Genomic DNA, 15,596 nt, shown 5'->3' with positions numbered 1-15,596 from the left:
CAGCAGGCTGAGTGACTTCCAGAGTGGGGAACTCAACGGCTGCAAATGCGCTACAGGCAGTAAAAAAAATCGGCCGGTATCAAATTGGGAACACAGGGGCGCAGGGGACGTGTAGCCGACAGCCGTTGCACAGGCCGCCGTCTTTCATGACGGTGGCTTGGTAGGCAGTGGACTCCGGGAAGAAGATATTCTACCTTGGCGCAACGCCCACCGGTTTGCCGGGACTATTAGATGCCAAGTCCTTTCTATCATCACAGTCAACCCCCATATGACGACATTGCGCTACCTGATCCTGGCCGGCTCGCTGGCTGCTGCCATGCCCACCCTGGCCCAGCAGGGCACCAAGGCCGACCCGGCCGTGCTGGCCAAAATCAAAGACGAGGGTCTGAACCGCTCGAAGGTGATGGAAACCGCCTTCTATCTCACCGACGTCTGTGGCCCACGCCTGGCCGGCTCCGAAGGCCTTAGCCGCGCCCATGCCTGGACCAAAAAGCAGCTCGCCGACTGGGGCCTCACCAACGCTGAAGTAGAGCCCTGGGGCACCTTCGGCCGCGGTTGGGACATCGAGAAGTCGTACGTAGCCATGACGGCGCCCTACTACCACACGCTCATCGGGGCGCCCAAAGCCTGGACGCCGGGCACCAACGGCGCCCTCAAGAAGCAGGTGGTGGTGGTGAAGGCCACCACCGAAGCCGAGTTAGACAAGTACAAAGGCCAACTGCGCGATAAAATCGTACTGCTGGATGTAGCCAATCCACCCAAGCCCAGCTTCGAGCCCGATGCCCGCCGGCACTCCGACGCCGACCTGAAAAAGATGGCCGACTTCCGGCCCGAACCGCCCACCGCCACGCCCGACGCCACCGAAATGGAGAAGCGCATGGCCCAGCGCCGCACCCAAATGGCGTTGCGTACCAAGATGTCGGAGATGGTGCTAAGCGAAGGCGCCGCAGCCATCCTGAGTTCCCGCGGTGGCTCCGATGGTACGTTCTTCACCAGCAACGGCGCGCCCTACGCCGCCGATGCCAAGCCGGTGCTGCCCGAGCTGGAAATGGCGCCCGAAGACCAACTGCGCCTGATTCGGCTGGCCGATGCCGGTATTCCGGTGGAAATTGAGCTGGAAACCCGCACCAAATTCCAGACGCAGGATCTGAAAGGTTACAATGTGGTGGCCGAAATTCCGGGCACCGACAAAAAGCTGAAAAGCGAAGTGGTGATGCTCGGCGGCCACCTCGACTCCTGGCACGCCGCCACCGGCGCCACCGACAACGCCGCCGGCTGCGCCATCATGATGGAAGCCGTCCGCATTCTGAAAGCCAGCGGCGTGCAGCCGCGCCGCACCATCCGGATTGCGCTGTGGGGCGAGGAGGAGCAGGGCCTGTTCGGCTCGCGCAACTACGTTAAAAATCACTTTGCCGACCCGGCTACCATGAAGCTGCTGCCTGCCCACGAGAAGCTGGCCGCCTACTTCAACCTCGACAATGGCGCCGGTAAAATCCGCGGCGTCTACGCTCAGGGCAACGAAGGCGTGGTACCCATCTTCCAGGACTGGCTCAAGCCTTTGGCCGACCTGGGCGCCACCACCGTTACGCTGCGCAACACCGGCGGCACCGACCACCTCTCGTTCGACGCCGTAGGGTTGCCCGGCTTCCAGTTCATCCAGGACCCGCTCGACTACGGCACCCGCACCCATCACACCAACATGGACACCTACGAGCGCCTGCCCGCCGACGACCTCAAGCAGGCCTCCGTGCTGGTAGCCTCCTTCGTGTACCAGGCTGCCATGCGCGACCAGAAGCTGCCTCGCAAGCCCCTGCCCGCCGCCAAACCCGAGCAGCGGATGTAGCGAGAAGGTGAAACAGCACTGGCATCCTGAGTGAAATGACGGATGCCAGTGCTGTTTCACCACTTCACTTTACTACTGTACCACCAGCTTCTGTGTGGCTTTGCCGGTGGCATTTACTATCTGAATCAGGTAGAGGCCACTGCTGAGCTGGAGGCCATTGTTCACCTGCACCGTTGCACCGAAGGCCGTGGTTTGCCAGACAGTCCGGCCTTTGGCATCCAGAATCTGCACCTGCGAAGGCGTGGCTAGGGACTGGTTGGGCAGCTGGATGGTCAGTGGCCCCGCCACGTAGGGGTTGGGGTACGCGGCCAAATCTGCTGAAGTGGTACCAGTGTTCATAGCCATGATAGTGGCGGCGCGGGCACTGCCGGCCGGCGTTATCCGGATCCAGTTGAGGTTCCAGCCAGCAGTTTGGGCAAATACGCCGAAGTTGTACGTGCCCGCATTCACATATACCGTCCGGGAAACCGTAGTCCAGTTTTGCCAGCCGCCGGTGGCCGGAATAGCTGTGTTACCCAATTGCACCGCACCCGCATTCAGATCCGACGACAGGGTGCCGCCTGAAGGACTGGCCACGCGGTACTCCAGAAGATAGTTGCCCGACGTTGGGAAGTTTACGCTGTTGTAAGCCAGCCAGTCTCCGGCGTCCACGTAGGCCACGTTCTGTCCGCCGCCGGCATCGGTAGTGGTTTCCAGCTGCACGCCGTTCATGGCCGAGTAGCTTTCCGCCTGAATGGTTTTGCTGATGGCTGCGGTGGTTTTCTGATACACCCGCACGTAATCCACATACATGGTGGCGGGGAGCTTGCTCTCGTCCACCGTCTGGCCCGGCCAGTTGCCGGCTACGGCCAGGTTCAGCAGCAAAAAGAAGGGCCGCTGGAATTCCTCGGTGCCGCCGGCGTTGTTGCTGATGTTGATTTCGTGGTACTTCACGCCATCCACAAACCAGCGGATGTAGGTGGGCTCCCACTCCACGGTGTACACGTGGTACGCATCGGGGGAGGTGATGATGTTACCGCCGTACTCGGCGTGGCCGTTGCTGTCCCAGTGCACAGTGCCATACACCTTGTTTTCGGCGTTGATGTGCTCCATCACGTCGATTTCGCCACAGGCTGGCCAGCTCACCGTGCTGATGTTGCTGCCCAGCATCCAGAACGCCGGCCACAGGCCCTGGCCCAAAGGGAGTTTCATGCGGGCCTCAATTTTGCCGTACTTGAACTCCTTGGTGCCCTGCGTTTTCATGCGGGAGGAAGTGTACGGGTAGCCGCCCACGTTTTCCTTGCGGGCCGTAATCTGCAGGATGCCGTTGGCAACGGTGGCATTGGCGCGTTGGTAATACTGCTTCTCGTTGTTGCCCCAGCCGCCGCCGCCGGTTTCAAACACCCAATTAGAGCTTATGCCAGAGGTAAATTCATCGGCCCAGACCTGCTGGTAGTTTTGGGCCTGGGAGGTAAAGGAACCGAGTACGCACAAAGCGGCGGCTCCTAGCAGGGAGGTAAACGCGTGTTTCATTGGTTGTGTGGGATTTGGTGGATGAAGAGCAGTGAAAACGCCCGGGTCGGGCCTAAACCGCCACGCCGGCAGGGCAGTAGGGTACGCTAAGGTTTCATTCATTTTTCAACAAATGCAAGCCCCGCGTAGGCAGGTAATCTGCGCCTGATGAAGGAGTTATACGCCTACTGCACAATGCCAAAACTGCCGCAAACAGGCAAAAAAGAGGCCCGCGCAGCGGGAGAGCTGGCGGGCCGGTGCGGCTAAAAAACAGAAAAAAATCAGCCTTTGTAGGCGGTTAACGGGTTATTGAATTGCCTGCTGTGGAAGTATATCCCGTAACTCGGCAACCATACATACAAGCGCCACTTTATCAGCAGGTGCTTATAAGTTCCGTTCGAACAGTCGATATGCTGACGGTTGTAGCGTCGCAGGTAGCTAGGGGTTTCTGGCTGGCTTAGTGGTGCAGAGAGGAAGCACCTGACTGCTGCCCTGTTGCGTTTTCCACCACGTAAAATCGGTTTCGGTATTTTCATCGACAGCGGCGACAGTAGCCGTCGGAAACGTAGGCAGCGGTCGGACGTGCTCCGTAAATTCGTTCGGCAACCGTACCGCATAGTGCGTCAGGTAATGCAGCAGGCTCTCGGGCCAATAATAAATGCCATCACTATAGCCGCTGATATGCAGATCGTGCCTGCATCCCAACAGGTATATCTTCATACCCATTCAGTAAGGCAGCACCCAGCCCTGCCGCAGATGATGCAGAGTTGCCAGGCGCTCCATCTTCGGCCAACTGACTTCCACAAGGCAGGCTACATCCGGGTATTCGTTAGAAGCTGTTTAAGTTAGCGCGTAGCTTTGAAAATGCAACAGAAGCGGTACAGCTCGGATATAACGGAACGGCAATGGGCGAAACTGGCCCCGCTTTTTGTGGTGCAGCGCACCAGTAAGTGGCCGCTGCGGGCGGTAGTCAATGGCATCTTCTACGTGCTCAAGAACGGGTGTGTATGGCGCGACGTACCGGCGGACTTTCCCCCTTGGCCTACGGTGTACTACTATTTTACCAAGTGGAGTGCGGATGGTACGTGGCAACGCATCAGCACCTGCCTGACGGTGGAGGTGCGCGAACGGGCAAAAAAAACCGCCCAGCCCACGGCCGCTATCCTCGACAGCCAAAGCGTGAAGAACACGGCTACCAGCACGCGCCATGTGGGCTACGACGCGGGCAAACGAACGAAGGGGCGCAAGCGCTTTTTCCTCGTGGACACGTTAGGCAACCTGCTGGCTTGCTGCGTGGTCGGGGCGAACTGCCACGACGGGGCCACCGCCGCCCGGCTGTGGGACGCGCTGGCGGTGGGCAACGAGCTACTCGACCGGCTGCAGACCGTGTTCGTGGACGGCGGCTTTGGTCGCCGCTTTCGCCAGCACTTGGCCCAACGCGGCCTGCAAGCTCAGGTGCCCAGGGGCGTAGTCGTGGATAAAGGCCGGTTTTTCATCCATGCTAGGCGCTGGGTGGTCGAACGTAGCATTGCCTGGGCCGGCACCAACCGCCGCTTAGCCAAAGACTACGAACGAAAAACCCAACACGCCACAGCTTGGCTCTGCCTGGCAAACATCCGACGACTTACCAAGCTAACTTAAACAGCTTCTTAGCAGACTGCGCTATGCACTTACGCCAGCCAACCCGGCTGCCATCACCCCAACTGTTCTTTGAAGAGCTTGAGAGTCCGGTCCCAGGCCAGCTTGGCGGCTTCGGCGTTGTAGCGAGCGGGGGAGGAGTCGTTGTTGAATGCGTGGTTGACGCCTTCATATACGTACTGGTCGAACTTGATGCCGGCGGCCGTGAGGGCTGCCGCGTAGGCGTCCTTGCCGGCGTTTACCCGCTCATCGAGGCCGGCGTAGTGCAGCAGCAGACGCGCCTTGATGCTCAGCACATCAGAAACGGGCGGCTGGGTGCCGTAGTAGGCCACGGCGGCGTTGAGGGACGGGTCGGCAATAGCCAGCTTGTTGGCCATGGCTCCGCCCCAGCAAAAGCCCACGCAGCCGGTGCGGCCGTTGCTTTCAGGGTGGCGGCGCAGGTAGGCCAGCCCGGCAAGGTAGTTCTGCAGATTCTGCTTCGGGTCGAGCTTGCCGATGAGCGCGCGGCCCTCGTCTTCGTTGGCCGGCGTGCCCCCGAATACCGACAGCGCATCCACGCCCAGCGCCAGGTAGCCTGCCTCTGCCACGCGGCGCGTCACGTCCTTGATGTGCGGCGTCAGGCCCCGGTTTTCATGAATCACCACCACGGCCCCGCGCTTTTTCTTGGCCTTAGGGTGCACCAGGTAACCTTTCATGGTCACGCCCTCGGCACCGGGCCAGGTCACGTCTTCCATCAGCAGCTCATCGTTCTTCTGGGGCAGGCCGGCGGCTTGCGCGTAGCCGGGCTCCAGCGCCGCCAAGGCCGCTGCCGCCAGGGCCGTGCCGCCGGTCAGCTTCAGCAGGCGCTCCATAAACTCCTTGCGGCTGAGCGGCGCGTGCGTGTATTCGTCGAACAGGTTGATAATGCGCTGGTCCATAGGATAGAAAAGTGAGGAGGAAGACAACAGCAAGATAGACAGGATGCCGGAAGTGCGGGCTAGGCGGTAGGCTCGTCGCCGGCGTACACAGTTTCGCGGGGCGGAAACAGCCAGTCTACCAAGTGCACCAAGCGCCAGCGGGTGTTTTTCAGCATCTTCTTCACCGGCACAGCCCGGAAATTGAAGTCGGCCAGGGCTGCCACTTCCTCGTCCACGGTGCGCGCCCTCAGGCTCGATTCCAGCAGAAACAGGCTGATGGCGTCGTTCCACTCGTCCTTATTGCTCCAGTAGTGCCCGATGTAAGGCCGCGCCGCCCGCAGCTCAAACTGCTCCTGCAGCGCCACCGACAGTGCAAACTGCTCGATCAGGCGCGGCGTCACGTCCTGCCGGCTCAAATCGTCGCAGATGGCCAGGGCCAGCGCAATGGCCGCCGGGCCGCCCACGGCCGGAATGCCCACCACGCCCGCGTTCCACATGGCGTGGCGCTCGTGCAGCTTTATGCCGCCGAAGGTCCGGCCATTGGTCTGGCGCCACATCAGCTTCTCGGTTTTGCTGCCCAGCGCCGACAGCGCGCCTTCCGGCTCGTGCATAAACGCCGTGCCGGCCGCCAGCGCCTGCTGCAGCGCGGCAAAGGAGCCATACAGAAAGGTGTCGGTGTCGAGATACAGAATGGCCTGCCCGGGGCTGCGCCCGGCCACGTACTCCAGGGCCTTGATCTTGACGCGCCAGAAAAAATCGAACTCGCCCTTCCACTCGCGTAACGTAGCCGCATCAATAGGCAGCACCGTGACGTGGCCGGCCAGGTGGCGGTAGAAGTCGGGCGCATCCGTCACCACCGTAATGCCGCTGAGACCGGCGCGGTGGCGCAGAAACGACAGAATGGAAAACTGGGCCTGAAAATGATTCCGGACCGCGTCGCCAAACACCAGGTAAAGCAGGTTCATCGGCGGCGCTATTCTTCCTCGCGGTGCACCGTGGCGGGCGAGAAAGCCGGCACGCACACCGACCAGTACTCGCACTCGGCCTCAAACGGGTTGGAGTAGCGCACCCGCGCCCCCGCCTTAATCAGCAGCGACTCGCCGGCGCCCAGCTCCACCACGTCGCCGTCAATCTCGAACCGCTTGCGGCCCCGCACCACAATGGTCACCTCGTCGAACTCGGGGCGCTGGTGCGGCTCGCTCCACTGCGGCGGAGCCACCATGTGCGCCACGCTGTATTGGCTGGTGCCGGTGCTGGCCTGCCCGATGTGCTCCTCAATGAGCTTGCCATCGGTGGTAGGCACGATGAAAGGGTTTTGCTGGCGGAAATAGCGTTTTTCAGAAGACATGGCAGCGGCTAGCGGGGAGTAGGGGTGGAGGGGGTGGTAGCGCAGGGGCCGGGCGTAAAGCTCGTGACGCCCGCGTTGGTGGCCGTGCAGGCGTTGGCGTAGGTCTGGCCGTCGCAGCCGCACACGGGGTCGTATTGCATGGTGCACATGGCATCTTTGCGGATCTTGGCCGGATCGATGCAGGCGCTGGCAGCTGGTGGGGTGGTCCGCTGGCAGGCGCCAGCCAGTAGCAGCAGTAATGGGAGAATCGTTTTCATACGAACAGCAAATTGAGACGAACGACCAAACGAAAGTAGAGGTTCGGGGGCATATACGGGCTGCCAGCTCCGGCAGGCCACTATTCTGCTAAGGGCATATAGCGGGTTAGGCATCTTTTTTAAGGCCTGGTTATAACCCCGGCTGCCACACGCCGTATTAGGCTTCAGAATGGCACAAACCCGGGCCTCGACCTGGGTTTTGGCGGAAATACCCCCTGCCAGGCCACCCACTCGAAATTCATTCATCACCATTCTCTCCCTACTACCATGTCGTATCACGAAGAAGACAACTCCGGCAAAATTCTCCTCGCTGCTTTGGCTGGTGCCGGTGCTGGCATCATTGCTGGCCTGCTCATGGCCCCCGATAAAGGCAAAGCCACTCGCGAAAAGCTGGGCAGCGCTGCCACCAAATACAGCGGCCAATTCGGCGAGCAGCTGTCGAAGTACGGCGAAGAGCTGGATGCCAAGTTCAAAGGCTACGTTGAGAAACTGGAAGACCTGGGCCTGACCGGCGCTGGTAGCAGCCTGAAGCTGAAAGGCGACTGGAATGCTTCGAAAGGCAAGCTGAAGCAGCAGTACGCTCAGCTGACCGACGAAGATCTGGACTACACCGAAGGCAAAGGCGACGAACTGGTTGGCCGTCTGCAGAACAAGCTCGGCAAAGCCAAAAATGAAGTAGTGAAAATGCTGAACGACCTGTAGGTCATCAGGCAGCACTATGCTAAAAGCCCCCGGTTTCACTGGAAGCCGGGGGCTTTTTTTTGTTAACCAACTCGGCATTCTGCGCGTTATATCGTCCTACGCCAGCAGGCAGTTGGCGGGTCGTTTCATCCTAAACTCAGTGCGCGGTATGCAAGACACGAAAGGCAAAGTAATTTTCTCGCTGCTGGCAGGCGCCACGGCAGGCATCGTGACGGGCCTGCTACTGGCGCCCGAAACCGGCGACGAAACCCGCAGCGGCCTCAAGAAGTCGGCCTCCAAGCTGGGCGAAGACCTGAGCAAGCTGTTCAAAGGTGGCCTGAGCCGCTTTGGCGCCGCCGGCACGCCCGCTGCCCACAACCCGCAGCACCAGGCCGACCGCTCCGCCGCCGACCAGCTGCTGAACTCGCTCAGCAGCGCCACCAAGGCCCCCGCCACCCCCGACCCGGTAGAGGACAACGACTCCGACTACGACGGCATCGGCAGCGACACGCGCCATTCGGCAGGCTACGGCCGCCCGAAATAATTCTTAAAAAAAAATGCGTCAGGTGTAACCTGCCACGTATCTAGTCGTTAGAGAAGATATAACCGGCTTGAAAGAAGATCGGAGAAGTTATTGAAGTAAAATTGCCGGCAGCCGAGCTTCTATTGAGAGATTATTTCTTGATAGTAAAATCTGGTTCGCCCATCGCAAGCTTCTTCAGTAGACCCCGATTGGAAGGGTAAGTCAGTTATATATAAAGGAAAGCCTCTCACGCATTATTCGTGGGAGGCTTTCTGATTTTTGAACGCAGATTTTGCATATCAAAACGGATTGCACAGATGCTGGCTCTGGCGGATTGGTCAGCGCATCATCAAATCCCCGAACTGCTAAAAACCCCAACGGGGCTGACCAGATGGCCAGTCCCGTTGGGGTTTTTGCTGCTGTGTGGCGGCGGATACGCTACGCGTGCGGAGCGTTTTCCGACTTGGTGTTTTCCGGCTTCATCTGCGGGAAAAACAGCACGTCCTGGATGGAGTTGGAGTTGGTCATGATCATGCTCAGGCGGTCGATGCCGATGCCGAGGCCGGCCGTGGGCGGCATGCCGTACTCCAGGGCGCGCAGGAAGTCCTCATCGAGCACCATGGCCTCGGTGTCGCCGCGCTTGCCCAGCTCCAGCTGCTCCTCGAAGCGGGCGCGCTGGTCGATGGGGTCGTTGAGCTCGGAGAAGGCATTGCATATTTCCTTGCCGTTGCAGATGGCCTCGAACCGCTCCACTAAGCCCGGCTTGCTGCGGTGCTTTTTGGCCAGCGGCGACATCTCCACCGGATAGTCGGTGATGAACGTGGGCTGGATTAGCTTGGGCTCCACATGCTCGCCGAAGATTTCGTCGATGATTTTGGCTTTGCCCATGCTCGGGTCGAGGCCTACTTTCAGTTCCTTGGCGGCCGCGCGCAGCTCGTCCTCGCTCTTGCCATCAATGTTGAAGCCCGTGAAGTGCTCAATGGACTCGGCCATGGTGAAGCGCTTCCAGGGGCGCTGGAAGTTGATGAGGTTTTCGCCTACCTGCACTTCGGTTTTGCCGTGCAGCGCCAAGGCTACCTGCTCCACCATTTCCTCCACCAGGTCCATCATCCAGTAATAGTCCTTGTACGCTACGTACAGCTCCATCTGGGTGAACTCGGGGTTGTGGAAGCGCGACATGCCCTCGTTGCGGAAGTCCTTGCTGAACTCATACACCCCATCGAAGCCGCCCACAATCAGGCGCTTCAGGTACAGCTCGTTGGCAATGCGCAGATACAGCGTCATGTCCAGCGTGTTGTGGTGCGTTTTGAAGGGGCGGGCGGCTGCGCCGCCGTACAGCGGCTGTAGGATGGGGGTTTCCACCTCCAGATAGCCCTTGTCGTTGAGGTAGTTGCGCATGGCCTGCACCAGCTGGGTGCGCTTGATGAAGGCTTCGCGCACGTGCGGGTTCACCACCAAATCCACGTACCGCTGGCGGTAGCGCTGCTCGGGGTCGGTGAAAGCGTCGTAGGTTACTTTCTCGCCGGTGGCCTCGTCGGTGCGCTCCTTCACCACGGGCAGCGGGCGCAGGCTCTTGCTGAGCACCGTCAGGCCCGTCACGTGGATGGAGGTTTCGCCCACCATCGTTTTAAACACGTGGCCTTTCACGCCCACGAAGTCGCCCAGATCCAGCAGCTTCTTGAATACTGTGTTGTAGAGCTCCTTGTCTTCGCCGGGGCATATCTCGTCGCGGTTGATGTAGAGCTGGATGCGGCCCGAAGCGTCCTGCAACTCTGCGAAGGAAGCCTTGCCCTTCACCCGAATCGACATCAGCCGGCCTGCCAGGCTTACATCCTGGAAGTTGTTGAGCTCAGGGTGATAGTTGTCGTGGATTTCCTGTGCGTAGAAATTCACGTCAAACAGCTCGGACGGATATGGCTCAATGCCCAGCTTCTGAAGTTCTTCGAGCTTCTGGCGGCGTATGATTTCCTGTTCGCTGAGGTGCTGCATGGGGGAGGGCGTAAAAACAGGGCCCCGCAGGGCCGGAAAAGTCAAGCTGCAAAAGTAAGGCGGCCTGTCCGGCTAACCTAACAGCTAGGGGCCCCCGTTCGGTTTTCAGCCACAAGCAAAAAGCGCCGCCCCAAAGGAGCGGCGCTTACGTGTATATGGAGTGAGGTGTAACAGGTAGCGGCTGCAGGCACTAGGCGGCAATGCCCATCTGCGGCAGCGGCGTTTCGCCCGTGAGGGTGGGCTGCACGCGGGTGCGCAGGCGGTCTTCCACAAAGCTGTGCTGCAGGTGCTTGGGCAACTCGGCCACCAACTGCTGGTAGCGCTCCAGGCCCATGGCCTTGGCCACGTAGGTTTCGTGGATGCCGTTGAGGTAGCTCACGATGTTGAGCAGCGACTGGTGGAACAGCTTGAAGTCAATCTCGGCCTCAATGAACCGCTCAATCTCGCGGCTGGTCTGTGAGATGCGCAGGCGGCCCAGCAGATCGAAGATGGTGGTATAGCCGAGGCGCCAGGTGATCTGCTGCCAGTGCGAGGCCGTCCATTTGTCGAGCACCTTGCCGGTTTTCTGGCTGCGGATGGCCGTGTTGGGGTTGGCCTGAATCTGCTGGCGGGTGGCCGTGGCCTTGAGCTTGCGGGTGGTGCGCAGAAACTGCCCGATCTGAGCCTGCGCGTCAATCTCCTTGCCGGCAATGTGCAGGCCGGCCTTATAGCCCGCCAGCGGCAGCCGATGAATGCTGAAGTCGCCGTAGGCCCCGGCGGCGTAAAACGACACCGGCCGCGGGTAGGCATTGCGCACCACCAGCCGGCCCACCTCCCGCCGCACCAGTGACGGGTTGTTGCCGCGCACGCCAGCCGTGTGCAGAAAGGCCTGCAGCCCGGCCATGATGGTGTGGTAGGCCTGCGGGAACGTCCAGTGCAGGGCGTTGCGCAGGTAGTCCTCGTCGCCCAGCTCGGCCGTGGAGCGCAGCGCGTACTCAGTGCTCCAGCAGGCATGCAGCAACTTGGTCACGGCGGCCAGGTCGGCGTCGGTCAGCTCGGCCTGGTGCGCCCGGAAGAAGGGCAGGTGCTGCAGGCCACCGCTGGCGTCGTCGCCTTCCTGAATGTGGTAGTTGATAGCGAAGAAGTAGTTGAGAAACACCTGGGCCGGAATCGACTTGCGCCAGGTTTCATCAGCCAGCTTCTGCTGCTCGTCCGTAACGAGCGGAATGATCGGAGTTTCCATGTTCGTCGTCATATCTGTTCAACAGGATGATACTATAGTTAGTTCGCTGTTTGCTAAAAATATTGGGCAAATATATGACTGTACTTGTTATTGATTGTCAGTTATTTAGCAGCGTAAAAGGTGATGCTATTGAAAATAAGTATTGGCGTCGGTTTACTAACGATACTGTCGGCGCCTGACGGGCTGCCGCAGACGCAAAAAAAAGCCTCCGCAACGTGCGTTGCGGAGGCTTCCTACAGCCGATGATCGGCTAGCTTACATCTGGTCTTTCACCACCGATACGGCCTCACGGAGCGTGATGTCCTTGTTGAGGGTTTTGGTGAAGCGCGAGGCGCGGTTCACTTCTACAGTATCAGTGCCCAGCGCTTTCAGGTCGATGGACAGCGGGGCAATGGCCAGCGGCTGCGCCGACTTCTGCACGGCCTCGTACTTGTCCGACTCGGCTTTGTTCTGCTCCTGCTCGGCGCGGTAGGCGGTCAGCTTCAGCGACACCTTGGTTTCGTCTTTGCGTTTGCGCATCCGCTGCGACAGCTCATTTACGAGGCGGAAGCTGGGGCTGGCGGCCACGCGGGCCTGGCTGGCCGTGCGCAGCTTGTCGAAGGCCGGAGCCTGCGGCCACGAGCGGTAGCGGGCCGGGCTGATTTCGTCCCACTTCAGCGCGTATTCCTGCTCTTTCTCGCCTTGGTCGAGGTAGCTGTAAGCGTCGGGCAAGATGATGTCAGGCACCACACCTTTAAACTGGGTGGAGCCACCGTTGATGCGGTAGAACTTCTGGGTGGTGAGCTTCAGCGAGCCGAACGGCTTGATGCTGTTGAACTCCGCCGGCAGGGCGTCGTCGAGGTCGAAGATGCGCTGCACGGTGCCTTTGCCGTAGGTGCTGGCAGCACCCATCACCACACCACGCTTGTAGTCCTGGATGGCGGCGGCCAAAATCTCGGAGGCCGAGGCGCTGTACTTGTTCACCAGCACCACCAGCGGGCCGCTGTACTGCACGCGCGGGTCACGGTCGTTGAGGACACTGGCGGCACCCTGGCTGCCCTTCACCTGCACTACCGGGCCGCTGTCGATGAACAGGCCAGCCATTTCCACGGCGTCCTGCAGAGAGCCACCGCCGTTGAAGCGCAGGTCGAGTACCATCCCTTCCACTTTCTCCTGCTTGAGCTTTTCCAGCTCCTTCTTCACGTCTTCGGCCGAGCTGCGGCCGCCGTTGTCGTTGAAGTCGGCGTAGAAAGTCGGCAGCTTGATGTAGCCAATCTTCTTGCCGCCCTCGTTGATGGTGGCCGACTGGGCATAGGTTTCTTTGATCACCACCACGTCGCGGATGATGGAGATGATGCGGGTGTTGTTGTCGGGCTTGCGCACCGTCAGGCGCACTTCGCTGCCTTTTTTGCCCTTGATGAGCGACACAGCCTTATCGAGGCGCATGCCTTCCACCGACACCGGCTCGTCGGCACCCTGCGCTACTCGTAGAATGATGTCGCCGGCCTTTAGGTCGCCCTGGCGGTAGGAGGCGCTGCCAGGAATGATGTCCGTGATTTTGATCAGGCCATCCTTTTCCTGCAGCGAGGCTCCGATACCTTCGAAGCGGCCGGTCATGGCTACATCAAAGCTCTCCTTGTCGCGCGGAGCGAAGTACTCGGTGTGTGGGTCGTAAGTGTTGGCAATGGTGTTGGCATACATAGCCAGCCGGTCGTTGGCATCATTCTGCAACAGATCCTTAAACTGGTCTTCGAAGTACTTCAACACGCGCTTGCGGGCTTCCACTTCCATTTCGGCCGGTGTCCGAGTAGGCTCGGTGGTGGTAGCTGCCGAAGGCGTAGCAGTGGTCGAAGCCAACGGCTTGTCTTTCTTCTTGGCCTGCGTGTCCATCATTTCCGAAATGCGCACCAGCGTCTGGTACTTCAGGAACTTGCGCCACTCCTCACGCTGGGCCGCTTTGTCGGCGGCATACGTCATCTTGTCGGGCTCGGTCTCGAAGGCCTCGTCGGTGGTGAAGTCGAACGGCTTGGACAGAATGTCACGGTACAGCGCCTGCACATCCTTCACCCGCTGATCGAGCACGAGGTTGGTCTGGTCCATGAACTCGTGGGTGCCACGCTTCACTTCGTCGTCAACGGTGTTCTGGTATTTGCGCAGCTGGGCCACATCGGAGGCCAGCAGGAATTTCTTGTTGGAGTCGACGCGCTTCAGATACAGGTCGAATACCCGCTTCGAAAAAGCGTCGTCGAGTTTCTCGGGTTGGTAGTGCTGATAGGTAAGTCCCTGCAGCATGGCCTGCACCAGAATGGCATCTTTCTGAGGCGTACGCGCATCACCGCGGTTGTACAGCTTATAGGAGGCCAGCACGAATACTGCCAGCACCACCGCGGCGTACAAGCCTATCTTGATTCGGGGAGAAGACATGAAGAATCGGGTGAAATGGAGGAAAATCAAATGTACACAAAAGCCGTCCTGAGAGGTACGGCGCAGCCAAGGTGCCGGTTCTAAAAGAAAAACCCAACTACCGCCGGTTAAGTGCCCGTTGGCATCGTGGCCTGCAATTGTAGAGGCACAAAACTGACAAAAGAGGTTGCACTCTGTAGCCAGATATAGCTACTTAAAAATCGGGCCACATTGCCGAGCACTACCGCGCGAAGCGGATACTGCTTTACAAACAAAAAAAGGACTCTCCCCGAGTGGGGAGAGTCCTTTTTCGCAAAGCTACCGGTACTTAGTAGCGGCGTACTTTGTCGCCGTTGTTGCGGCGGAATTCTTCTTCGAAATACTGGGCATCTTCTGCGTTACGAGGTTTCACACCCATTACGATACCGCCGTTTTTCACGTCGTTTTCGTATTCTACAGCGTGCTCCTCAGGGATACCCGAGCCTACCAGTGCACCTACCAGGCCACCCGTGAGACCACCGGCACCGGCACCAGCCAGGGCAGCGGCAATCGGGCCGGCAATGATCAGGCCCAGGCCGGGCAGGGCTACCGAAGTACCAATGGCAGCAATGGCGCCAATTACGGCACCAGCCGTGCCACCGATGGCCGAACCAACGCCGGCACCTTCCATAGCCTTGTCGCCAAGTTCAGTTTCTACGGTGTTGTCGCCGAAGTGCGTCTTGCGCGTTTCGTCCGACATCAGCAGGTTCACGTCGTCTTTGGTGTAGCCACGCGACGAGAGCGAAGTGTAAGCACGCTCGGCGCTGTCACGGTCACGGAACATACCCGTAGTGTAACTGCTACCGGAGCCATAGGTGGTATCGTTGCCAGTTACGGCGCGGGCAGCATCACCGGCTGCGTTCTGCACAGCATCAATACCTGAGCCCACTACTGCACCAGCAGTGCCGGCTACAGCTGCACCTTTCTGGGTGGCGCTGTGGTCATGATGCGGGTTGTTGTCGGTGCTGTCGAGGCTTGGGTTGCCGGTAGAGGCGTTGCCCATGTTGCCGCTCGAGGTTGTGTTAGCGCCGGTGCCATAGCCAGTGCCAGCATTGCCGGTACCGTAGTTTGCGCCTGAACCAGTACCTGAGTTAGTCGGGTTATTCGAATCGGTGGTGCTCATGAGGTGGGAGAGTTAAATGGAAAAGAATAGAGAAAAATTCGCTGCCGGGTGGATGTTAATGAGCGGCGAATCTGTGGTACTAAACGCGGCCTGTTCTGTGGGGGTTACACACAAAATTCGGGCGTTAGAGTATCGTGTTTTCTATATTCTATTGCCAATCAGCG

At 59.6% G+C, this 15,596-nt stretch carries 14 protein-coding genes; 4 read left to right on the top strand and 10 right to left on the bottom strand.

All coding sequences use genetic code 11. The features are described 5' to 3' along the window. Positions 1-268 precede the first annotated feature (268 nt). Complete coding sequence (locus N008_RS03540) at positions 269-1,843, top strand: M28 family metallopeptidase (protein ID WP_044013781.1); 1,575 nt, start codon at positions 269-271, stop codon at positions 1,841-1,843. A 72-nt stretch (positions 1,844-1,915) separates the two neighbouring features. On the opposite strand, the gene N008_RS03535 is transcribed toward N008_RS03540, so the two are convergent. Together N008_RS03535 and N008_RS03530 are read right to left on the bottom strand one after the other, a co-directional pair. After that, positions 1,916-3,355 (bottom strand): carbohydrate-binding protein, encoded by a 1,440-nt coding sequence (locus tag N008_RS03535; RefSeq protein ID WP_044013778.1) that lies wholly within the window; start codon positions 3,353-3,355, stop codon positions 1,916-1,918. A 417-nt stretch (positions 3,356-3,772) separates the two neighbouring features. Then, positions 3,773-4,054 (bottom strand): hypothetical protein, encoded by a 282-nt coding sequence (locus N008_RS03530; protein ID WP_156108994.1) that lies wholly within the window; start codon positions 4,052-4,054, stop codon positions 3,773-3,775. A gap of 144 nt (positions 4,055-4,198) precedes the next feature. On the opposite strand from N008_RS03530, the gene N008_RS03525 reads away from it, so the two are divergent. After that, positions 4,199-4,975 carry an IS5 family transposase gene (locus N008_RS03525; RefSeq protein WP_044013775.1) on the top strand — a complete coding sequence of 259 codons (777 nt, stop codon included), beginning with the start codon at positions 4,199-4,201 and terminating at the stop codon, positions 4,973-4,975. Positions 4,976-5,028: 53 nt separating this feature from the next. Here N008_RS03525 and N008_RS03520 read toward each other — a convergent pair whose 3' ends face one another. From N008_RS03520 to N008_RS03505, 4 genes are read right to left on the bottom strand one after another with little or no spacing between them, the layout of a single operon-like run. Then, the gene (locus N008_RS03520; protein ID WP_044013774.1) at positions 5,029-5,889 is read right to left on the bottom strand and encodes a dienelactone hydrolase family protein; all 861 of its coding nucleotides are present in this window, start codon (positions 5,887-5,889) and stop codon (positions 5,029-5,031) included. A gap of 59 nt (positions 5,890-5,948) precedes the next feature. Beyond that, on the bottom strand, positions 5,949-6,833 hold the full coding sequence (locus N008_RS03515; RefSeq protein WP_044013772.1) for a hypothetical protein: 885 nt from the start codon (positions 6,831-6,833) through the stop codon (positions 5,949-5,951). A gap of 8 nt (positions 6,834-6,841) precedes the next feature. After that, positions 6,842-7,216 (bottom strand): cupin domain-containing protein, encoded by a 375-nt coding sequence (locus tag N008_RS03510; RefSeq protein ID WP_044013770.1) that lies wholly within the window; start codon positions 7,214-7,216, stop codon positions 6,842-6,844. A gap of 8 nt (positions 7,217-7,224) precedes the next feature. Next, a complete protein-coding gene (locus N008_RS03505) occupies positions 7,225-7,473 on the bottom strand; it encodes a Kazal-type serine protease inhibitor domain-containing protein (protein WP_044013769.1) in 249 nt (82 codons plus the stop codon). A gap of 267 nt (positions 7,474-7,740) precedes the next feature. Between N008_RS03505 and N008_RS24130 the strand changes: the two genes are divergently transcribed. Both N008_RS24130 and N008_RS03495 read left to right on the top strand, forming a co-directional pair. Then, a complete protein-coding gene (locus N008_RS24130) occupies positions 7,741-8,175 on the top strand; it encodes a YtxH domain-containing protein (RefSeq protein ID WP_071884478.1) in 435 nt (144 codons plus the stop codon). Positions 8,176-8,323: 148 nt separating this feature from the next. Continuing rightward, positions 8,324-8,698, top strand: coding sequence for a YtxH domain-containing protein (locus N008_RS03495; RefSeq protein ID WP_044013766.1), 375 nt, complete (start codon positions 8,324-8,326; stop codon positions 8,696-8,698). Between the two features lie 417 nt (positions 8,699-9,115). Here N008_RS03495 and lysS read toward each other — a convergent pair whose 3' ends face one another. The 4 genes from lysS to N008_RS24125 form a co-directional block, all read right to left on the bottom strand. Then, entirely contained in the window at positions 9,116-10,666 is a 1,551-nt protein-coding gene (lysS, locus tag N008_RS03490) for a lysine--tRNA ligase (protein WP_044013765.1), read from the bottom strand. Between the two features lie 190 nt (positions 10,667-10,856). Next, positions 10,857-11,888: a hypothetical protein gene (locus N008_RS03485; RefSeq protein ID WP_044013763.1), complete on the bottom strand. Its 1,032-nt coding sequence runs from the start codon at positions 11,886-11,888 to the stop codon at positions 10,857-10,859. A 255-nt stretch (positions 11,889-12,143) separates the two neighbouring features. Further along, positions 12,144-14,291: a carboxy terminal-processing peptidase gene (locus tag N008_RS03480; RefSeq protein WP_052381156.1), complete on the bottom strand. Its 2,148-nt coding sequence runs from the start codon at positions 14,289-14,291 to the stop codon at positions 12,144-12,146. Between the two features lie 307 nt (positions 14,292-14,598). Next, entirely contained in the window at positions 14,599-15,432 is an 834-nt protein-coding gene (locus N008_RS24125; protein ID WP_316963303.1) for a hypothetical protein, read from the bottom strand. Positions 15,433-15,596: the final 164 nt, after the last annotated feature.

This window comes from Hymenobacter sp. APR13, assembly GCF_000737515.1.
Lineage (GTDB): Bacteria > Bacteroidota > Bacteroidia > Cytophagales > Hymenobacteraceae > Hymenobacter.
This window is presented reverse-complemented; position numbering and strand designations above follow the sequence as displayed.